The organism is Paenibacillus sp. DCT19 (assembly GCF_003268635.1).
Lineage (GTDB): Bacteria > Bacillota > Bacilli > Paenibacillales > Paenibacillaceae > Paenibacillus.
This window is the reverse complement of sequence record NZ_CP029639.1, coordinates 3,469,444-3,492,316: the sequence shown is the minus strand read 5'-3', so window position 1 is coordinate 3,492,316 and position 22,873 is coordinate 3,469,444. Positions and strand designations below refer to the sequence as shown.

The following is a 22,873-nucleotide window of genomic DNA, read 5'->3' as shown; positions in this document are numbered from 1 at the left end:
CTTGGGCTCCCTTCGCCATTGAACAGAAATGTGGAAACATAGGATTATGATTTTGTATGATTATTCTGATACGTAAACGCTTAGAATGGTTGATACACGTTGGCATTTTTGCCATACCCCATCATACTAGTGGGTCTACTACTGTCCTACTGTCACATTACGTTTGGTTGTCAGCCATCCCTGTATATACTTCATTCTTCGTGCCCTTATTCTGCTTCGCAAGTTGTTTGCCTGCGGCTGTCCATTTGAAGCCACTTCTCATCATTTCAGTTACCTGCTCCATCTCAACGATATCGGCATGATGTCCAAGTGAATTATAGAATACACGTCCTGCTCCCCAGCGCTTCGTCCATACTACGGGCATGTCTACAGGTCCATTGGCCGCGTGAGGACCACTTACGACAGGGAAACGTGTTGTCGCTAGCACTTCTACTGCAGGGTCTACGTGAAGATAGTACTGCTCTGTTTTCACCTGAAAATCCTCAATGTGGTCAAGCAGTGGACTAGAGCCACGCTTCATATTAATGGTGTACTCCACCCCATCGTTACCTGGATGTGCGACCCACTGGCCACCTGTCATGAATTGCCAATCTACATTATTACGGAATGCATCACACATTCCACCATGAAGACCTGCCAAGCCTACACCACTCTGCACCGCCGCAGATACGTTGTTGACCAGTTCTTGTTCAATCTGTCCCATGGTCCAAAGTGGTACGATCAGATCAAGACCAAGCAGCTTCTCAGCGTCTGCATAAGCCTCAAGTGTATCCGACACCTCAACCTCGAACTGCTCTTCCTTCAAAATACGTTCAAAAATAGCTGCTACCTGCTCGGGTTCGTGTCCATCCCAACCGCCCCATACGATCAATGCTTTACTCATCACTTAATCACTCGCTTTCCTAAGATATCTTCACGTTTAACCTAAAAGCACTCAAACTTACATCTCTTCAAGGGATACCCAACGCCGCTCATCGATGGAGCGTTCAACAGCTTCAAGCACTGCTTGACAGGCTACACCGTCATGGAAACTTGGTGATGGCTGACGACCTTCTGATATCGCAGTAACTAGTTCTAACATCTCGTGAGTGAACGTATGTTCAAATCCAATCGTGTGTCCGGCAGGCCACCAGGCATCGGCATATTTGTGTGCTGGATCTGTTGCCAGTACACGCCGGAATCCTTGTACATCCTCTTCATCTTTGGTGAAATAAACTTCCAATTCATTCATGCGTTCGAAGTCGAACCGCACACTGCCGAGACTGCCATTAATCTCGAAGGAGTTAGTGCTGCGGTGACCGGCTGCAAAACGTGTAGCCTCGAAGCTTCCCAGTGCTCCATCTGCAAACTTCGCCAAGAACAGCGTTGCGTCATCGACGGTAACTTCGCCTTTCGGTGCATCGCTGGTTGCGTTGCCTTTGGCACTTAACCCTGTCATTTCCGAAGCCAGTGGGCGTTCTTTGATGAATGTCTCGCTCATACCGATGACTTCCTTGAACTCACCGACAAGGAAGCGAGCCAGGTCGATCAGATGTGCGCCGAGATCGCCATGCGAACCGGAGCCAGCGACTTCTTTTTGCAATCGCCATACGAGCGGAAAGGACGGATCCATAATCCAGTCTTGCAGGAAAAATGCACGGAAGTGATAGATCTTACCCAAGCGCCCACTCTGCACCAGATCTTTGGCTAACTGCACTGCTGGGGAGAAACGATAGTTGAACCCTACCATGTGAGCGATGCCCGCTTCCTCGGCAGCTTGGAGCATCTCACGTGAATCCGCTAGGGATAGTGCCAGTGGTTTCTCGCAGAATAGGTGCTTACCCTGACGTGCAGCTTCAATTGCAATCTCTTTGTGTGCATCACTTGGTGCGTTAATATCGATAAGATCAATGTCATCCCGCTTCACCAGTTCACGCCAATCCGTTACACTTTCAGACCATCCGAACTGATTAGCAGCCTCTTGTACACCTTGCTCGTTACGCCCGCAGATGACGGACATTTCAGGCTGCAAAGGCGCTGAAGGGAAAAACATCGGTAGACTTCGATAAGCATTACTGTGTGCCTTGCCCATAAATTTGTATCCGACCATTCCTACACGAAGATGTTTTGACATGATCATTTCCTCCTTGGGAATCAAGTTGTTTATCTACCATTAGCGGATCGATGAAGCACGTACAATTAACTCGGTGGGCAGCAGATGTCTGGTTGAGACTGAAGATAAACTGGAGACGTTCGCAGGCTGCGATCCTACCTTCTCGTCAATAAGTTTCCTGGCAGCAAGCTCCCCCATTTCATAAAAGGGAACCCGTACACTGGTTAACGGTGGAACCGCCATTTCGGCGGCATCGGAGTCATCGTACCCTACAAAAGCAGGAAAATCCTGAACCGATATGCCACGTTCACGCAACCCATGCATTACACCAATGGCCATCCGGTCGTTTGCTGCGAATACAGCATCAATCTCATGCAAACGATCAGCTATATGCCCTGCAACTTCCAGACCACTTCGTCTACTGTAGTTACCTTTCAATAACAGGCTGGAATCAAGCTCCATTTGGGCTTCCTGCATCCCCATCTGAACACCCTGCAACCGTTCTTGACTGTTGGAATAGCTGTCTGGTCCATTGAGAAAAGCTATCTTACGGTAGCCCTGATCGGTGAGATGGCGAATGGCTTGCCGGCTACCCTCAATATGATCCGCATCCACTTCCACGAACGATTGACCTGCAAAATGCTGATTCATAACGCAGAATGGATGCCCTTCCTGATGAAGCTGTTGCAATGCCGCCAGCTCTCCCGGATCGTCCCTCGCACCGAGAATGATGCAAGCATCTATCTTCTGTCTGCGGAACAGATCTGTATAATTCATGACCTCATCCGGTGTTCGAAACATGACGAGCAGATCCATTCCACTTTCCCGCGCTTTGTTCCCGATACCACTTAACATTTCTGAGAAAAAATAGGCAGAGAACAAATGAGCTTTGGGAACATAGGGCATCACAACACCGAGATTACCGCTTTTGCTCCTGGCAAAACTACGAGCGAGTGCACTTGGAACGTACCCAAGTTGCTCAGCAGCTTGAAGCACTTTGCGTTTGGTTTCCTCTTTGATCGGACCAACACCATTTAACACACGGGACACGGTAGCCTCAGAGACACCAGCAAGTTCAGCCACTTCTTTACGTGATGCCACGATGTTCACCCCCTTTGACTGAATTACATTGATAGGACATGACCGTTATTCATGTCAATATTCACATATAAGTTTTAAATTTCATCATTTTATGTACGCGCGTACATTTTCTCATGGTTGTAAACGTTGTCAATGCTTTTGACACAAAAAAATGAGGATCTGCGAAAGGCAGAATCCCCATCTTTATTTGTTATATAGAAGGTCGATTAGTTAGAGCTTAGTTAAAACTCAATTGTCACTTACTTGATCCTATTTCCAAGCCAGACTAGCCCTTAACCGTGCTCTGCTGAAGTCATTAGACTGTGGTCCACAGAAGATTGGCTAAACTCAGCCTGTTCCATCGTCTTCATATGATTTGGGATGCGATCAGACGGTTCTGGAATGGACTGGAGTTGTCTTACCTTGTGCAACACTTCCTTGTTCGGCAAGAAATGCTGTGAACGAATGAACCGGATCGTTTTCGTTTTGGCACGCATAACAATGGAATCCGTCTCAGCCCGATCATCCGCTAAATAACGTACCCCTCCCAGAATTTCGCCTGGGGTCACACCTGTTGCTGCAAAAATAACATCTTCCGTGCCAATCATATCTTGCATTGTTAATACTTTATAGGGGTTATCAATTCCCATCTGCAAGCAGCGCTGGAACTCGTCGGCATTGGCCGGCATTAAGCGACCTTGAATTTCGCCACCTAAGCATGATAATGCGGCAGCAGCCAGCACACCTTCAGGAGCACCACCAGATCCAACATACAGATCAATGCCCGCTTCCGGGAAAGCTGGAGCCATTGCACCTGCAACGTCGCCGTCACTGAGGAATTTGATCCGTACCCCAACCTTACGCAGCGTTTTGATGGTACTTTCGTGACGGACACGATCCAGAATCATGACAGTCAGATCCGAAATGTTTTTGTTTAGAGCGGCAGCCGCCTTTTCCAAAGTAACTTCAACAGGATCCTCAATGCTGACCTTGCCTACGAGAGCAGGGCCTACAGCTAGCTTCTCCATATACATGTCCGGTGCATGGAGCAGGTTTCCTTTCCCAGCTACCGCAATAACCGATAAAGCATTATTTAGGCCTTTAGCTACGATTTCTGTACCTTCCAGAGGGTCTACAGCTACGTCAACCTCAGGTCCTTCCGCGTTGCCCACTTCCTCACCGATATACAACATGGGCGCTTCGTCCATTTCACCTTCACCGATTACTACCGTGCCGCGAATAGACACGGAATCGAACATGGCGCGCATGGCCAAAGTAGCCGCTTCATCTGCGCTGTTCTTGTCTCCTCTTCCCATCCATGGTGCTGAGGCTAAAGCAGCCAATTCTGTTACTCTGACAATTTCCAACGCCAGTTCGCGTTCCATTTTCCCACTTCCTTTCCAGTTTTCAAAAGCATACATTGAAAGCGTTGCTAAATCCATCGCAAATCCATATGGAAATGATCTAAAAACCGCGTAACAGCCCTATTTCTCAACTTTTCGCTCCATCGTGCCATTAGCAAGAAAGGACGTTTTTTTTGTATTTTCAAGGTCTGTTTTGAAGCGAAATGGAGTTGTATCTCTCAAAATATCCGCATCTCCGCTTCCTTTTAAACCATATAATTACATTATTAATCAAACGAGTGACAACATCGATGAATTTATACGTCATCAGTTCGATAAACAACGATTTTATAAGCGTATTCTTTCGAATACAGGAAACAAATTGAATGATTAGGGGAGATATCGAAAACGATTATAAACTTCATCTTATTGATTAATATAATCATTAATTCTAGAAATTTTAAGGTAAATAACTTAATACGTTCCGTTCAATCGTAAGGGTCAAAAAACAGCTCAATAAGCCCCAAAAACCACCTATGGATTTCTAAAAGCTTATAGACACAGCTTATGGCTGATATCGAAAATAATGAGTTTACATAATATTTATTACGTATGTTTAATATGAGTCAATTACAGTATTTTTTAGATAGCTTCATTTCAAAGCCAACAAATGTTCAAAATATCGATGGAATGAATGCCTTATTTACAAGTTGGTGCTTCACCCCCATCGTGTTCTCACCTTTCAATCGAGCTTATTATAAAGATACACGGCAAATGGAGCTAATTCTCGTGCCCAAAGACGTATTAACGTGCCAACGATTCGTTAGCATTCCGAAAGTAGAATTTTGCCGCTATTAAGTGCAATCAGGTTCGTTAGAGATGAAGCTTCTTTTTTAGATAGCTAACTAGCACGAGCTTTACATAGAAAAGACCGGATGCGTTATGGAAAAATCCACTCCAGCACCCGGTCTTATTAACGTTATGATTCTAAGACTCCACTACACCATAATCATCTCGTTCCTTCTCCTTATTCTTAGTAACCGTATCCGCTGCGCACAAGCTCTCTCCTGCCCGCTTTACGGCACGAAGTATACCGCCATATCCAGTACAACGACATAAGTTGCCGCAGAGGCCAATTTCAATCTGTTCTTGCGTTGGCTGCGGGTGTTGATCCAGCAATGCTTTGGTGGATATCACCATCCCGGGCGTACAGTACCCACATTGGAATCCTCCTTCTTCAACAAAGGCTTGTTGAATCGGGTGCAGATCCCCTTGTTGTTCTCCGCTCAATCCTTCAATCGTTGTGATCTCACGACCTTGGCATTGATAAGCCATCATTAAGCAGGAATTGACTGGATCGCCATCGACCAGAACCATGCATGAACCGCAGCGACCTACCTCGCAAGATATTTTGGTACCGGTCAGATTCATATGTGTCCTTAGAATATCAACAAGCCTAGTCGTTGGACTGACCTGTAATCGCTGCTCTTCACCATTAATAACGGCTGTCCAGTAGTTACCTAGCGGTTCACTCATGAGGGTTGCACTCCTTCCTGTAGCGGTACATCGACTGGCTTCATCAGTTGTTCACGCGGCACAGGCAAGCGGTTCAACCATACACCTGTCGCATGTTGAATCGCAGCTGTTATTGCTGGAGCTAGCGCCACAGATCCAATCTCGCCAATCCCTCTTGGCCCAAACGGATCGCCCTCAGGTAGATCTTCAATTGCCTCTACCTTCAAGTCAGTATGAATATCTCGAATAGTCGGGATTAAGTAGGTATCAAGGTTGGTCGTTACATAGCGGCTATTCTGCATGAGTGCATCCTCAGTTAATGTAAATCCGAGTGCCATCACACTGCCGCCTTCAATCTGTCCAATGAAACCCATGGGATTGATGACAGGTCCTGCGGCAACGACATGGTGCGTATCCAGTAACTTGGCCTCTCCAGTTAATGTATTCACTTCAACCTCTGCGGCAACGGCTGCATACGTGTATAGATAGTGGCCACCTACGACCTCATCTGGCGTTGTTGGGTATGCGAATTGTGTATCAAAAATCCATTCTTCCTCTTCACCTTGCTGCACTAAATCCTCATAGGAAATCAGCATTTCGGTTGACTGTAGCTGACCTTTCCGCCAGATCCCCCAGACCCGGTTACAAGTTCATCTTCTGCAAGCCCACATGTGCAGCAGCGACTGACAACAGTTTTGAACGAAATGGTGTATGCAAACGTTGCAGTGCCATCCACGCCATCGTGGTTGAACGGGATGCGGTACTAGAACCGCTATGAGGCACCCGATCTGTATCTCCAATGATGATGCTAAGATCCGACGTACTGCATTGAAACAAGTCACAGAGCATAATCTCCAATGTAGCGATGAGACCTTGACCAAACTCTTCGTAACTGAAAGCCACCTCAATCTTCCCATCCTTGTTCAAGGATATCCGGCCTCCAGCTGGATCAGGAATTCCATAGCCTAACCCTGCGCCATGCATAGCCAGAGCTGCACCAACTCCACGTTTGATCCATGGAGGAAGCGAAGCACTGGAAGATGACTGCTGATGTTTTTGCCATAAATCAGAGCGTTCCATTGCCTCCCATACCTGAGAGAGACCATCTGTAACGAGAATACGCTGATTAAGCGGTCCGGGATCTGATTTGCCTCTCATATTACGTCTCCTGAATTCCCATGGGTTCATTTTCATTATTTCAGCCAGACGATCCATCTGCCCTTCCATTGCAAAGATTGCTTGATTCCCACCAAACCCACGAAACTCACCAGATAAACCGTTATTGGTATACACAGAGACCCCTTCCACATCAACATGCGGAATAGAATAGGGACCAAGACAATGCTCTGTTGCAAAATTAAGCACGGGCGCCCCTAACGTGGCATATGCACCGGTATCCGCCGTAATTCGAACTCGATGAGCCTGAATAATACCTTCGCGGCTCATACCTGTCTGCATCTCAATCTTCATCGGATGCCGTTTCAGGCCAGCACGAACAGATTCTTTCCGCGAATTATGCATCTTCACAGGACGTAAACAGCGAAGAGCTAAGAGTGCACCATAAGGCTGGACGTTCAATTCATCTTTTCCACCAAAAGAACCACCGATCGGTGAGGATACGACCCGGATATCTTCCTCTGGACAACCAATAATTCGTGCGAGCTGCATCCGATCTTTATACCCGTGTTGTGTAGCTGCATACACGTGAAGTCTACCCGCGTCATCGGGAACAAAAAGTCCACCTTCTGTCTCCATATATGCATGCATCTGGCGAGGGGTATAATACGTCTCACTCACCACATGTTCACAGGCTGCAAAAGCTTCCTCGATATTGCCACGTTTAATTTCGGTACGATGTAATACGTTGCCCGGTCCATGCTCATGCAGTTCAGGTGCACCTGGAGCAAGTGCTTCATCTGTACTGTCCAATGGAGCTAATTCTTCGTATTCAACACGAATGGCATCCAACGCAAGTGCTGCATGCTCAGGAGAGATGGCAGCCACCGCTGCAATCGCATCTCCAACATAACGTACAACATCCTCACAGAATACAGGTTGATCTGGAGTTGCGATGCCAAAACGATTCAGGCCAGGTACGTCTTTCGACGTAAGAACGGCCAGAACACCTTCCATAGCTTCCGCTTCGGTCGTATCAATTGAAATAATTCGTGCAAAAGGATAGACGCTTCGAAGCACTCTTCCATAGACCATTTCCGGGTGTGTCATATCCGTCAGATATTGGAGTTGTCCTGTCACTTTACCGATCCCATCTGGGCGCAAATGCCAGCGTTTCCCACTAACTTCTCGATTCAATAGCATCCTCGTCTCCCCTTCCTGATCGGTTACATCCCAATCAATTCAATGCTTCCCACAGACCAGCACCAAGCAAATTGCCAGCAGTTTGTTTCCGATATTGTTCAGAGGCGAATGCATCGCCATACGTTATGAATTCAGTTATAACCGTCGATGCAAGAGCAGCTGCTTGCCCTACCGAGGCCACTTCATCACGAAGCAGCTGTTCAGACAGAGGTAGCCGCATTGCCATACCCGATCCTCCGCCAGCAGCGATCGCAATCTGTTTCCAACGACCATCCAGGCCAATTTCGCCATGCATTGCGATCGTCACTAGTGAAGCACTAAAGGTTTCACGCCGCCCTAACTTGCGATAGTAACTTATCTCCTTATTGATTGAACCATAGTGCTCAATTCCAGCCGACATCGAATCCTTGTCTTGCATCGGAATATGAATGGAGACCAGCACATCTTCCGGATTTCGGCGTCCGTCCTCTCCTCCATTTAGCCATGAGGCCAAGCTACACCTTTTCATACCTTGATCTGTCATCCAGTTTATCTCTGCATCGTAGACTAACAAGGCAGGGATTGTGTCACCTACACCAGAAACAATATTGCCACCTAACGTTGCCACGTTTCGGATGGAAGGAGCAGCAATCACGCGAATAGCCTCCTGCAAGAGCGGAAATTGTGCCACCATTGTATCTGCCTCACATCTGTTCAGACGAGTCAATGCACCAATCACCAACTGATGCTCTTCCATATATATATCACTTACGCCCGGAAGCCTGGAAAGGCATATCAAATGCTCAGGAGAAGCAATCAAACCACCTTCCCACTGCGTTCGAAGTAACGTTCCACCAGCAGCAAAGCAATATCTACCTTGAAGCCTACTCTTCAGCTCTCTCAGTTCATGTAAATCCTGGGGCTGCCATACTGTTGGTATTGCACCTGATCCGTACGCTGGCATGACCATCATCCCACTCCTTTCTCTCTCTTCATTTAACGGGAGGGTGGCTATGACCCATATGTCGTTGATACGTTTGATTAGATCTATTTTGCGACATGCTTTATAAGATCCGAATAATTGTTCAAATCATATTGGAGTACAGTTATAACGTCAATTATGTTTACATGCTTTTGGATAAATGTATAAAACAAAAGTTAGAATTGTGCTTAATGCATGGTAAACCGATTCAAATGTGACATAGGAAAACACAAATAGACCAGTCCATCGGACTGGCTGACCTATTAAGAGATATGGTTTAGATAATATAAGGTGATGTGAATTTTTCTCCTATCTATTCTATTTCAATGGATGTGTATCTCGGGATGAATGATCATACTCAATATGTCGCACGATCCGTTCTAACTCCTCTTCCGTATCCGCGTCCCAGAAGCTAGGAGCAGAGAAGGGGACGTATGTGCCGGTGAACTGGGGGTTGTGCATGATCCTCCGTGCACCCTCATCACCGCTAAGAGATAAGAGTTGACCAAGCAAATGGGAGCGAAAAGCTACAGGCGGTTTACCACCTGCGCAATCTGTGGCTGCAACATAATCGGATTGTTTATGAGTTTGGAAAATCGTTATAATCTCGTTTATCTGCGAAGTTTCTACAAGTGGCTGATCTGCCAGCATGATCATATACCCATCTGGCTCATATTGTTTGGCAGTTTGTAATCCACAATGTAACGAGTGAGCCATGCCCATGGCGTAATCATCACAGATGGAGATTAACAGCTTCGCTTCAGATTGATAAGCATAGGATGCTGAACTCAGCCACTCTCTTGGCATCCACGATAAGGTATCCTCTGGTTTGACAACACATATAACTCGCTCTAATGTTGAACCTAGCGCGGCTTCCAAAGACCAGGCTGCCAATGCCCTCCCGTCAGGCATCACCACTGATAACTTATCCCGACCCAGGCGAGTGCTTTTACCTGCTGCAAGCAGAATACCCGTCAGTCCCATGTTCGACCTCCTTCTGAGCCTTTCGACGCGCAGCGGCCACGCTCCGTTTACTGGCGATAAGCTCTGCTGCGATGCTAATAGCAATCTCATCCGGACCTTCTGCTCCGATGCTTAGCCCGACAGGAGAATGAACATGAGATAACGGTGGTAGTCCGTTTAATAGACGCTCTGTTCTTGTCTTCGAGCCCATAATACCTAAATATGCATACTCCACCTCGCTAAGTAGCTCCAGAATCTCTCGCTCCCTTGGGAATTGATGACTCATTAAGAGAATGTAGTCTTCTCTATTCAACTGAAGAGCAGAAAGAATCTCGCGCGGAAATCCTAGACACAGCCCTACGCCTGGAAAACGTTCAGCCGTACATAACGACTCTCTCCAGTCAGCAACGACGATGCGAAAACCTGCTAATTGAGCCAGCTTCACTACCGGAAGTACATCATTGCCTGCCCCAATAATGACTAATCGGGGTTTAGCATGATAAGTGGAAGTAAGTAGAGAAGGTAAATCCCAAGGGTTGGCCTTCACTGAAGCTGATTCAAGTTTGGTTCCATTGTACACACTCTCTGATTCTTTCAATCTTGAAATAGGCTGAGGTTTAGCGTGGTGGCTGGATTCGTTGGCTCGAATATGCTCCGTTAAGGCACTATGTTCAAATTCAAATATATGGGCTTTATCATCCGCGATGCGTGTGAGACTCAGACGATAATCCACCTTGGAGAACCCTTGCTGAAATATACGTGTAAATTGAACAACAGCTCCCGTTTGTAAACATTCGTTCATCCTCACTAGCATGGATTGCAGGGTTCCTTGAACTGGCTCAAGCAGAACAATGACCAAACCACCACAGCCCACCGTTTCACCCCATGACAGATCATCCTCAGGACGCATATCATATTCCACGATCTCTATTTGTCCAGTATCCAGAATGCGCTCCACACGAGCCTGTAGATCACTCTCCAGACATCCCGGGCTGATGCTACCGTACATGCTGCCATCTTCGGTCAAAAGCATAGAGACACCTTGTTTACGGTAAGCATGACCCTCTACCTTGATTGCTGTGGCAAGTACACAGCGTTTGCTACAAGTCGCTGCAATTGCACTCAGATCATGCATCTCCATATTCGTCTCCACCTTTCTTGTAAATCCGGCCAACCTTCACGAAGAATGCACTGTTTAGCTAGACTCCGAATTCGTCGTTATATCGGTTAAATCCGCTTCATCAATCTGGCAATGCTCTTGTCTGATTCGCGCAGGACAATGCCTCGATCAATGGTTTGGATCTTACGATGGTTGAGCACAATAGCTCCGTCTATAATGACGGTGTCTACACAGCTACGTGTCGCTGAGTAAACTACACGCGAATACACATCTGTCTCATATGAGGGATAGGTATGGAAATCATCCAAATCCAGCAGAACCATATCTGCCTTTTTGCCAACTTCAAGACTTCCAATCTCCTTGGACATGCCAAGCACTTCTGCACCTCCCATAGTTGCCATGCGCAGCACAGTACGTGCATCCATTACGGTAGGCCCATGTGGTACCTTTTGAATTAGCGCAGTTAGGCGCATTTCCTGAAACATATCTAGGTTATTATTGCATGGAGCGCCGTCCGCACCGATCCCTACCGCGATTTGTCGATTGAGCAGATCAGGAATATCCGCAATGCCAGAAGATAGCTTCATATTCGATCCGGGGCAGTGGGTGACTTTGACACCACGTTTACGGATAATCTGCTTCTCTTCTTCACTGAGCCACACACAATGAGCCAGTACCAGTCTAGGCGTAGCTAATCCAATATGATCAAGGTACACGATGTTACGCATACCGCGCTCGTGTTCAACCAGCTCAATCTCTCCGCGATTCTCAGAAGCATGCGTATGCACCTTCACATGATATTGGTTCGATAAGTCACGAACTTCGATTAGCAGTTCTTCTGTGCAAGACACTACAAACCGTGGACAAAACGCATATTGAATCCGTCCACCTCCGAACCCGTTCCATTTCTCCAGCAGATCGACACTTTGTTGCAAGGAAGTAGCGGTATTTTCACGCAAAGGTTCAGGGACTTCATCACCATGATCCATCATGACCTTGCCAGAGATCACACGTATTCCACTCTCAGCCATGGCCTGAAACGCTGATTCGGTATGGTGCACAGTCTCCATATCCAGAATGGTTGTCGTTCCGCTTGAGATTAACTCGCCTAAGCCAAGCATAGCCGAATAATAGACGGACTCCTCATCATGCGCTGCTTCAAGCGGCCAGATTCGTTGACGTAGCCAATCCATTAATTCCAGATCATCCGCTCGTCCGCGAAACAAGGTTTGACACAGATGAATATGGGTCTGAACAAAACCAGGCAGGAGCACTTTGCCACGCGCATCTATGACTTGATCTGCTTCAACATTAATGTTCACGGCAATTTCTTTAATTTTGTTATCCTCGATTAGTAGATCTCCCGTGAATACGTCTTCCATCGCATTCATCGTGACCAACTGTGCACCTTTTAGTAGAATTGTTCCCATCGTAATCTCCCCCATCATATCGCGATCCGTCTCTATTTATTGGCTTTGTTACTATTTATCATTTGACTATCATTAAAACTATAAGTGGGACGTTACCAGCCGATAGCCATACCATCGCCTCTTGGGTCTGCCGCTCCACTGATCATGCCATCCGCTCGAATAACTATGCCTTGCGACTGTCCCATAACATCATCCCACGGTGCTCGAACTTCGACTTTATGTCCCCAACTTGTCAGGGTCTCGCATACGTCATTGTGATAACGGTTCTCCACACGCAGCTGATCATTCTTCTCTCCCCACGTTCGGCCATACAACCAGCGAGGCAAATTGATCGCTTCTTGAATCGTTAATCCATAGTCGATTACACCGGTAATCATAGATATTTGGGTCTGAGGCTGCCCCTCTCCTCCTTGTGTGCCTAGAAGCATATACGGTTTCCCGTTATGTGTGATGAGTCCAGGCATAAGTGTATGAAAGGTTCTTTTGCCAGGCTCCAGTACGTTCGCATCCAGCGGATTAAGCGAGAAAAAAGATCCACGATTCTGCATAATAATGCCTGTATCCCCGGGGACATAAGCGGAGCCAAAATCGAAATATAGACTTTGAATAAACGACACTGCGTTCCCTTCCTGATCCACCACTGCAGCATAAGCAGTATCCTGACCAATCATTTTAGATAAAAAGGGTTGAGCAACCGGCGGGAACGTGTGAATTTCATTCCATAGCTCATCCCCATATTCTTTGGATAACAGACGATCTAACGGGATGTCTCTAAAGTCTGGATCTGTAAGATATCGATCCCTGTCGCGAAAAACCTTCTTCACCACTTCTGTCACAAGGTGATAGAACTCAGGTGATGTACGTGGTACTGAGGATATATCAACATGCTCCAGCATATTTAACATCATTAACAGAGAAAAGCCTTGGGAGTTGGGAGGCATCTGATGCACTTCATAGCCCCGGTATTCTGTGCTGATTGGCTTCACCCACTCGCCTTGGTGACTAGCAAAATCGATAGGTGCAAGCATGCCTCCATCTTCACGAATAGCTGATGTTAGTTGATTCGCCAGCTCTCCGTTATAAAAGCTCTCTCGACCATCGGCTTGAATCATACGCAGGGAAGAGGCAAGCTCAGGCTGAACTAATAGCTCTCCTTCTTGTAAAAGTGTGCCTAATGGAGCGAAGGATGCTCGAAGCGACGCCTGCTCCATAATCAATGCTTCATTACGTTCCAGCCATATACGGAGGTCACGTGATACGGGACACCCATTCTCTGCATAACGAATTGCGGGTTCGAGCAACTGCGCCCACGGTAGCCTTCCATATCGAGACCAGACTTCCCACCAAGCATCAACCATACCGGGCACGGTTATTGCACTTAGCACACCTCGCATGGGAATAGAGGTCATACCCATGGATTTGAAAGTATCTGCATTGATGCCTGTAGCAGCGCGCCCACTTCCGTTATAACCCGTAATTTCCCCCGTAGCTCCATCGTGCATAAGGAAGAAGGCATCTCCTCCTGGGCCTGTCATATGTGGATACACCACCCCGAGTGTTACACTTACCGAGATTGCTGCATCATAAGCATTTCCGCCCTGTCCGAGGATTGCGCTTCCCACAGCGCTCGCCAGGTAATGAGGAGAAGTCACCATATTCCCTCTTGATATTGGCATCTGATTCTGCATAAAATTCCTCCTTTCCCACTATAAAAATGTAGCTCCGTCTCTGCGCCTATATGGCTCCACCTACTTGCAAAAGCTACAACGATATGTCACTCAATCCTCATAGCCATACTTATAGAGCAAACGAACAAGTACCCTAAAACCATTCATCAAATCCGCTTCAGTTGTAAATTCACGGGGATTGTGGCTAATGCCCTGTTGACTTGGCACAAAAATCATCGCCGTTGGACAGGCGGACTGGAAAATTTGTGAATCATGTCCTGCCCCGCTGGGCATATGCAAATAAGATATTTGCTCACGTTCACAGATCTCCTGGATATCTTGCCGGATCTTCTCATTCATGGGGGTTGGTGTAACTGAGAGGTGTTCATCCCATTCCAAACGAAGGTGTTCTTCACCAGCAATACGGCTAAATGTCTGTAACATCTCTTGCCAACAACGATCTAAGATCTCTTGTCTGACATGTCGAATATCAAGGGAGAATGTAGCTTTGGCGGCAACAACATTGCCCACGCCCGGCTCTGCCGTGATTCGACCCACCGTAGCCACGAACGGTTCGCCTGTCTGCAGGGCAATCCTTCGAACCGCAACAATCATGTCGGCTGCACCCGCCAGCGCATCTTTGCGCCATGACATAGGTGTAGTACCCGCATGGTTCGCCTCACCTTTAACCGTAATGCTGTATCGTCTCTGTCCTACGATATCGGATACAATCCCAATCGAACACGAGTTTCGTTCCAATACTTGACCCTGTTCAATATGAAGTTCAATAAATGCACCATAGGTTTGGGCAGCAGGCTTCAAGCCACGATCTGGTCCAAAGCCAGCCCCCGAGATCGCTTCCGAGAAGGATACTCCCTGTTGATCAAGCAGGTACTGAACTTCCTCCAATGTTGTCACACCGGTTATGCTCCTCGATCCCCAGTATGCAAAGGGAAATCGGCTGCCTTCTTCTTCGCAGAGTGATACCACCTGTAGTGTCCGCTTCGGTCTGCCGAAGTGCTTGTGTAAGTATTCAAGCGCAAGGATGCCGGCGACAATACCATAAGCTCCATCATATTTGCCGCCATGGACTACTGAATCTATATGAGAACCAGTAACAATGGGGTAGGTAGCTACTCCATCCTGAGCCGAAGATACCGATTCCTTACTGCTTAACGTTCCATATAAATTGCCTGCTTGATCGAACGCTGGAACTAATCCCTTCTCTGTCATCTGTTTGGCTAAGGCATGCTGTGCTTCAGACCAAGCATTGTCATACAATAATCGTGTGACGCCACCCTGTGAATCCGCTCCGTAGGTGGACAGCCAATCCAGCATAGCTTGTAATTCTACAAGCTCCAATTCAGGTAAAGACATATTGGTCTTATCCGCCCCTGGTTGTGGTTGAACGTCAAATTCTGTCATCATTCAACCCCCTCTGTAATACGTCTTAGACCACATACCCTGGCTGAATAAATCGGCCCAAAGCGGTTCGCTTCATCCCGTTGTTGTAATGCGTATTAACTTTGCAACGTTAGCTTCCTCGGTATGTACTGTAGCCACCTGGAGCTATTAACAGCGGAATATGATAATGGATTGTTGCATCCGATACCGTGAATCGAATCGGCACAACTCCCCATAACGGTTGCCCCATTTCTTCCAAAGGTCGCTGTGCATAATAGTTCTCGACATTGAACTGAATCTCATAAATTCCTTTACTCAGTTCGCCGTTCCCGATCAGTGGGGGGTCTAATCTTCCGTCGAGGTTGGTGATGGATTCTGCAATCTTGGTTCTAATTTCCTTGTCTTCATCCCAGGTTAGGGCATACAATTCAATTGCAACCCCATCAGCAGGAATGCCTCTGGATGTATCTAATACATGTGTAGTAATTCGTCCTGCAGACGCTTTAGTCATCATGCACCTTCTTTCTTGGAGGTGATTGGACGAATCTCAAGATCGTCTCGTGTCATGGAGAAACCCTGAAATCCATATGAAGGGTTAGGCTCTGTATATACAGCGTACTTATGAGAACTCTCACTTTCCTGATTTTCGCTTACAGCTTCCACCCATGTCCGGCTATTGGATTCAAAGGACACCTCAGACAATTGATCAAATCGACTTAGCAAACGGCGTCCAATCTGATACAGCAGATGTTGAATCGAAGCCGATGTACAATCATGAAATGCAGCAGCAGCTACATCTCTCACTTGCTCCGCAGGAACGTAACGTCCCCGTTCATCATGTATCCCATCTCTTGGATCTTCATAACGCCAATTCACATTCAGATAAAGAGCAAGTGGACTACGTGCTAATTCTGCCGATGCTGTGTCGGTTTCACTTGTAAGATCTGTTAATTCACCACCTTGAACCTTGATGAGCTTAAGATCTGCAATACCGCTGAACTGATTGTTCAACTCTACGCGATTACCGACATGTTGTGCTTCAATCGCCGCCGTAGCTCGATCATTCTGTGAATAACGATATACGAGGTCACTGGCTCGATAACGACCTTCTGTGTGAATTAAAGTATCCTCAAAAAGGATCTGATCTCCCGTCATCTGAATCTTGCTAATCTGCGGATAGGTTACAAGAAATCGCTCACTAACGTATGCGAGAAACCCCTCCATTGTAGCGCCGGTGTATTCGGCAGCATGCTTAAGAACGAACTGATTCATAGCTTCGGACGTAAGTGTGTCGGAATGATTCGCTTCAGCAAAAGAAGGTAATAAATGATCACCTTGTATCGCGACTTTCACATTCACCCCGAATAAAACATTACTCCTTCCCGCAAAGGGAGATTCAGGTATTACCTGTATTCCAGTTAACGGTTTTGCATAGGAACGATAGACCCAGATGTCCCCCTTACCGCAATACATCGTTCTTTGCTGCGTCTTCGCAGTTCGAACGACCAATTCATGTTCATCCCCCATCTGATCTATCCATTGCTCCAAACGAATTGAAGCAATTTTGAAAACCTCTTTGAGTGCCGAATGGAACTCCTCTTCTGGACTACGGCGATTACGTTGCCGGATGGCTTCTAGAATTGAATCTGCTGTATGACCCTTCACTGCCAATATAAAAGGAAAGCCGAACCGGCTTGTATATTCTCGATTTAATTCTCGGAGCTCGTTGTATTGCGCCTCGGTTAAATGATCAAGACCAGCCCCGGACTGTTCCTTCACCGAATGGTTACTCATACGAATTCTAGCTCCAAGATCAGGGTGTTTGCGCAACAGTTGTAGCTGTACGTCCTCGTTTGAAACCAAAACCATGCTCGTCATAACTTTCATCATCTGTTCAAATGAATCGAATGGCCTTGTTGGCCATGAAAGCTCTGCCACCCAAGGTGATTCCTCAAATAAACCGCCAAACGTATGCACAAACTGCGTGATAGACCAGTTGTTTACGAGTTTAATGAAGTCGCTCATGTGATAACCTCCGGTCTACTGTGAATTGTTGTTCTTTATTTTACGTATCGCCCTATCACCCAGCAATGATATTGACGCACTTTTGTCATATAACATAACATGAAGTTTGTAATTTGGTTGTAATGCACGGAATGCATCTTAATCATAGTTGGAAAATACAAAAAAACCGTAACCTCTCTAGAGATTACGGTAATTGATGTAAGGAATTATCCTATTGGAATATTGCACAACGTTAATCCAGGTTCGCTTAACCCCTAATCGTGGTCTTATCACGAATAAACTTACGGAACGTGAATACCAGCTTTAATTTGAGGAGATCATTCGTTTTCTTAAAGTCCATCTGCAGCAAACTGCTAACCTTCTCCATCCGGTAGGTTACTGTATTCCGGTGTACAAACAGCTGCTTAGCCGCTTCGTTAATTAATCCATCATTTTCAATGAAAGATTCCAGTGTATTCATCAAGACCTGATTAGGGTCTCCTTCTCTTGCTAATAACGGCTCCAATACTTTGTTGCAATAATTCTCCATAATGTTATCCGGTACGTATTGAAACACATAGGCGAATTCCAGCATTTCAAACTGAAGGGCACGATCCTTCATCCCGAATCGACGCGCCAGCTGACGTGTATCCAAACATTCCTGGTATGCTTCACGGAGTGACTTCGGTTCATGCTTCATTTTGGAAATCCAGAACCGTGGGGAGGATTCCCCTTTGACCTCTTGTGCTTTCAGCACGTCTGCGAATCGACTAAGCAGAAAACTAGATAATTCCTCACCGTAATCCCGACCCGTAGGGCAGGTATAGATAGACAGAATAGCATCTTCGATCTGAAAGTGCTGGGATGCCGTAAATTGCATTAACGGATTATATTGCAGCTCACGATGAATTTGTTTCAACAGTTTGCCCTCTGCAAAAACGGAAGGTTCAAGTGTAATCAATACACACTGATATGTGCCTTGGAAGAGATGTATACCCTTGTTTTCACTCAGCTTCGTTAATTCTTCAACACTTAACTTATGTTCCAAGTATTGTGTGAGCAACGTACGCATCTCGTCCTGCACTGTTGGATTAATATGTTCGCGATATGTCATATCCATATAAAACGCGAGTACATCTGCGGCTTGCTGAAACAACTCTTCCTCCGCTCGCAGCGAGAGGGCAGAATCCGTGAATACAAGCAAAAATCCGTATTGCTCATCGCTTTGCTTGATCGGTACACGATGACAACTACCTTGGTTCCACTTCACACGGTGCATAATGGATTTCCACGGCCAACCTTGAGCAATAGCATCACCCGCTATTCCATCACTGCCGTATAATACATGTCCGCGAGACCCGATTACAGCAATCGGGTAATTTAGTACGGTCGCAATCTCTGCAAATACATTCCGGTGCTCCTGTTGTTGCAGTGCAAAATGCATGAGCTTCTTCTGCTTCTGTACCACCTCATGCAGCAAGCGATGAGTTCGCTCGTGCTCTACTTTGAACAAGGCATTCATCTGATCTGAGAACGTGAATTGAAACGGAAGTTCAAGTAGTGGCAGACGTAAGCGATCCGCTTCTTCAATAATGCCCTGTGGAATACAATTCCAGAAACGCCCAAGCTTAATCCCAAGGCCTGCACAGCCACGTTCATTCAATTTACGCATCAGATGAAGGGCATCCGTTTCATTGTCTTTCATAATAAAAGCTGTGGTGAATAACAACTCTCCTGATTTAATCCAATCCGCGATATCTGGAGCGTCCATGACATTGACGGATTTCATCATCCGTGAAGTTCCCTCTCCACCTGCGACCAATTTCGCTTCGGACAAAGGATATACCTGCAAAGCTTCTTTTACCGTAAGTTGCATGGACATGACCTCCCATATATATAACAATAAAGGTTAAATAATCTGAATATATATTTCTTTTTCATGAGTCAAAATGTAGTTTTCCACTTCTTCTGTAGCACATCTTCATAAAAAACCATATTTGTTGTTAAGTATTATAACATCATTGTCTTGGAAATAGCTTACATCTAAAAAAAATAAAACCCATGACTCGATGGGAAGCTTACGCTACACCATGTTCATGGGTTTAAAGATGTTTTTTATGAATCATGATACCTTAAACTTAAAAAACAATTTATATTCCGAGCGGTTCATGGCTCAGCCATAATTTCATCCGAGATATAACCTCTTTCATATTTAACGGTTTACTGATGTAATCCGACGCTCCTGCAGCCAGACATTTGTCACGATCCTCTTTCATTGCCTTCGCTGTTAACGCGATGATGGGCAGACTCGTCAGATTTAATCTGTTTCGAATCTGGCGTGTAGTTTCGTATCCGTCCAATTCTGGCATCATAATATCCATCATAATGATATCAGGCTTGGCCTCACCACTTTCCAGCATTTCGAGGCATTCGTAGCCGTTCTGAGCAGTGATCACACGCATATCGTACTGTTCTAAAGCGTTAGCTAACGCATACACGTTGCGAATATCATCATCTACAACAAGCACCTGACGTCCGCGCAGCAGTGACTCTTCCAAAGGTGTTAACAACATCTCATTGGGTGATATGTCAGACGAAGTGTGTGGCACTCTTGAAGATGTATTGTCCGGAAGCTGAGGTATCGTTGAAGCCACCTCGTTTGTGAAGAGTCTGGAATCATATACATCTTCTTGTTCATCGTAATGCAGCGGTAGGAACAACGTAAATACACTTCCCTCCCCTTCCCGGCTCGTTGCCGAGATGGAACCTCCCAACAAACTCGCTAGTGATTGGGAAATGGAAAGTCCTAGACCTGTTCCGCCATACTTCCGCGCTGTATCTCCATCCGCCTGCTTGAACGCATCAAAGATCTGTACCAGCTTATGTTCTGCAATACCGATCCCTGTATCACTAACCGAGAACGCGATAACTTCGTCTTCTTGTCCCTTATTCATTGCACTTGGTAAATTCACTCTGGAAATGGTAAGAGCAACTTCACCCTGTTTCGTAAACTTAAACGCATTCGAGAGTAAGTTTCTAAGAATCTGATGCAAACGCATCTCGTCAGAGATAATCGTTTCTGGGAGATTGCTGTGCAACTGGATGCGGAAATCAATTCCCTTTTGCTCAGCTATTTTTAAGAAATATTGATTCATCATCTCCGGCAAACTGTCCAGATATACGTCATTAAAGTCGACTTCCATCTCGCCAGCTTCGACTTTGGACAGATCGAGTATGTCATTAATCAGATTAAGCAAGTCTTTGCCTGATGCATGGATCACGGATGCGTATTTCTGCTCTTCTTTATTTAAATGCTGATTTTTGTTCTCTGCCAGAATTTCAGAAAGTATTAACATACTGTTGAGCGGAGTACGTAGTTCATGAGACATATTGGCAAGGAACTCGGATTTGTACCCTGAGCTAGTGCGTAATTGATCGGCAACTTCAGCTAGTTCACTAGCTGAGGACTCAGCTACATTCTTTTGTTCTTCTAGACGCTCATTTAGCATGTGCAGCTCTTCGGTCTGCATCTGAAGCTCCTCTGTCTGTGATAACATTTCTTCCGTTTGCACCTGAAGCTTCTCAGACTGTGCCTGTAACTCTTCATTGAGAACCTGCGACTCATCATACAACTGCTGCAGTTCCATACGCGTCACTGTCGAATGAAGCGATACACCAAATATATCAATCAGTTCGTTGAGTAGTGCAATCTCGCTATCCTGTAGTGGCTTCATCGACGCAAGTTCAATTACAGCAATCGTTTTTCCTTCGAAAATGACGGGAATAACCGTAAGTGATGTTGCAGGTGCATGTCCAAGCCCGGACGAGATACGAATGTAATTTTGCGGTAGGTCATTTAAGCGCAGCATCCGTTGCTCATTCGCACTTTGCCCTACAAGCCCCTCTCCAGGTGCCAGTGAAACTTTACCTAGTGATCGTTCTTTGTCTCCATCAGCCGCATATGCAGCAACACGCAACAGTCGATTGTCTTTCCAGTAGTATAAGACGCTATAAGGAATTTCTAATAGCATAGCAAGCTCATTCAGAAACCGCCGTGACAACCCCTCTAGTGTCGTCGGGTTCTGCATCAACGTGGCAATTTCAGTAATTCGCTCTTTGGTACGATTCTGCTCTTGTACGGTATCCAGCAGTTTGTTCGTCTCATCGCCTAGGTCGCCAACCTCATCATTGGTGCGTACATGGATACGTTGTGTGAGGTTTCCGCCTTTATAAATCTCACTAATCGTTTGTTTAACATCGCGTAATGTTTTTATAATATTGCCTGAGATTACGATTGCCGCTAGAACGGACAGTATAGCAATGACTCCCCACAAGCTGTACATGACCGTCAGTAGTGTTGAGCTGCGGGCTGCCAGATCGGTAACCCTTGCTTCGGTCAGAGCAATTTCTGTGTTTCGGAAGTTCGTGAGCTGTGATCTTAATAGATCTATTTCGGTTTTACCAGGATCGGATTGGAAAAATGCAAGTACCTGCTCCTGATCTTCCTGCCTTTTCAGTTCAATAGAAGGTTCGCCAGCTACTTCAATCCAGCGTGTGATATGTGTCTTAATATTTTCCAGACTGAGTTGCTGTGACGGATTATCATTCACTAATTCATAGAGGGCAGTGTAATGAGAATTCCATTGGCCGAGACCTTGTATGTAAGGTTCTAAGTACGTCTCGTTTCCTGTAAGCATGAATCCACGCTGCCCTGTCTCCATATCGAGAACAGCTTTTTCAATAGAGTTGGTCAAATTGTGTACATCCAGGTCATGATGGCTGATAAAGTCATTTTCTTTCTGCAATGTGTTAATCAGAGCTGTCAGAACTATCAGAACGGCTCCAAATAACAATACAACCACAAGATAACCTATTAATATTTTGGAGCGTATTGTGAATCTTCTCCTTTTTAGCACCACTTAACCTCCAATGATATAAACCAATCAATAACTATAAGCTACTTTTTGAACAAATA

17 protein-coding genes are annotated in these 22,873 nt (G+C 46.0%); all 17 read right to left on the bottom strand.

The window, feature by feature from the left end:
* Positions 1–157: 157 nt before the first annotated feature.
* Positions 158–883, bottom strand: coding sequence for a ThuA domain-containing protein (locus tag DMB88_RS15955; protein ID WP_128102160.1), 726 nt, complete (start codon positions 881–883; stop codon positions 158–160).
* Between the two features lie 57 nt (positions 884–940).
* Entirely contained in the window at positions 941–2,113 is a 1,173-nt protein-coding gene (locus DMB88_RS15950; protein ID WP_128102159.1) for a Gfo/Idh/MocA family protein, read from the bottom strand.
* A 39-nt stretch (positions 2,114–2,152) separates the two neighbouring features.
* The gene (locus DMB88_RS15945) at positions 2,153–3,202 is read right to left on the bottom strand and encodes a LacI family DNA-binding transcriptional regulator (protein ID WP_128102158.1); all 1,050 of its coding nucleotides are present in this window, start codon (positions 3,200–3,202) and stop codon (positions 2,153–2,155) included.
* 263 nt (positions 3,203–3,465) lie between these two features.
* Complete coding sequence (glpX, locus tag DMB88_RS15940; RefSeq protein ID WP_128102157.1) at positions 3,466–4,557, bottom strand: class II fructose-bisphosphatase; 1,092 nt, start codon at positions 4,555–4,557, stop codon at positions 3,466–3,468.
* Between the two features lie 945 nt (positions 4,558–5,502).
* A complete protein-coding gene (locus DMB88_RS15935) occupies positions 5,503–6,051 on the bottom strand; it encodes a (2Fe-2S)-binding protein (protein ID WP_128102156.1) in 549 nt (182 codons plus the stop codon).
* Complete coding sequence (locus tag DMB88_RS32055; RefSeq protein WP_368028194.1) at positions 6,048–6,602, bottom strand: molybdopterin cofactor-binding domain-containing protein; 555 nt, start codon at positions 6,600–6,602, stop codon at positions 6,048–6,050. Before DMB88_RS32055 ends, DMB88_RS15935 begins: the two co-directional genes overlap by 4 nt.
* Before the next feature lie 70 nt (positions 6,603–6,672).
* Positions 6,673–8,349: a molybdopterin cofactor-binding domain-containing protein gene (locus DMB88_RS15930; RefSeq protein ID WP_368028193.1), complete on the bottom strand. Its 1,677-nt coding sequence runs from the start codon at positions 8,347–8,349 to the stop codon at positions 6,673–6,675.
* Positions 8,350–8,383: 34 nt separating this feature from the next.
* Entirely contained in the window at positions 8,384–9,292 is a 909-nt protein-coding gene (locus DMB88_RS15925) for an FAD binding domain-containing protein (RefSeq protein ID WP_164848705.1), read from the bottom strand.
* Positions 9,293–9,628: 336 nt separating this feature from the next.
* The gene (locus DMB88_RS15920) at positions 9,629–10,294 is read right to left on the bottom strand and encodes an NTP transferase domain-containing protein (protein ID WP_164848704.1); all 666 of its coding nucleotides are present in this window, start codon (positions 10,292–10,294) and stop codon (positions 9,629–9,631) included.
* Positions 10,260–11,414 (bottom strand): XdhC family protein, encoded by a 1,155-nt coding sequence (locus tag DMB88_RS30250; protein WP_164848703.1) that lies wholly within the window; start codon positions 11,412–11,414, stop codon positions 10,260–10,262. The genes DMB88_RS15920 and DMB88_RS30250 overlap by 35 nt, the downstream gene beginning before the upstream one ends.
* 86 nt (positions 11,415–11,500) lie before the next feature.
* Positions 11,501–12,823 carry a 5'-deoxyadenosine deaminase gene (locus tag DMB88_RS15910; protein WP_128102153.1) on the bottom strand — a complete coding sequence of 441 codons (1,323 nt, stop codon included), beginning with the start codon at positions 12,821–12,823 and terminating at the stop codon, positions 11,501–11,503.
* A gap of 92 nt (positions 12,824–12,915) precedes the next feature.
* Positions 12,916–14,511, bottom strand: coding sequence for a gamma-glutamyltransferase (gene ggt / locus DMB88_RS15905; protein ID WP_128102152.1), 1,596 nt, complete (start codon positions 14,509–14,511; stop codon positions 12,916–12,918).
* Between the two features lie 90 nt (positions 14,512–14,601).
* A complete protein-coding gene (locus DMB88_RS15900; RefSeq protein ID WP_254438197.1) occupies positions 14,602–15,918 on the bottom strand; it encodes a Zn-dependent hydrolase in 1,317 nt (438 codons plus the stop codon).
* A 106-nt stretch (positions 15,919–16,024) separates the two neighbouring features.
* Positions 16,025–16,408, bottom strand: a complete 384-nt coding sequence (uraH, locus tag DMB88_RS15895; RefSeq protein ID WP_254438196.1) for a hydroxyisourate hydrolase — start codon at positions 16,406–16,408, stop codon at positions 16,025–16,027.
* On the bottom strand, positions 16,405–17,919 hold the full coding sequence (gene uraD, locus DMB88_RS15890) for a 2-oxo-4-hydroxy-4-carboxy-5-ureidoimidazoline decarboxylase (protein ID WP_128102151.1): 1,515 nt from the start codon (positions 17,917–17,919) through the stop codon (positions 16,405–16,407). Before uraD ends, uraH begins: the two co-directional genes overlap by 4 nt.
* A 247-nt stretch (positions 17,920–18,166) precedes the next feature.
* Positions 18,167–19,774, bottom strand: a complete 1,608-nt coding sequence (locus DMB88_RS15885; protein WP_128102150.1) for a PucR family transcriptional regulator — start codon at positions 19,772–19,774, stop codon at positions 18,167–18,169.
* A 274-nt stretch (positions 19,775–20,048) separates the two neighbouring features.
* Positions 20,049–22,814, bottom strand: coding sequence for a CHASE3 domain-containing protein (locus tag DMB88_RS15880; protein WP_128102149.1), 2,766 nt, complete (start codon positions 22,812–22,814; stop codon positions 20,049–20,051).
* Positions 22,815–22,873: the final 59 nt, after the last annotated feature.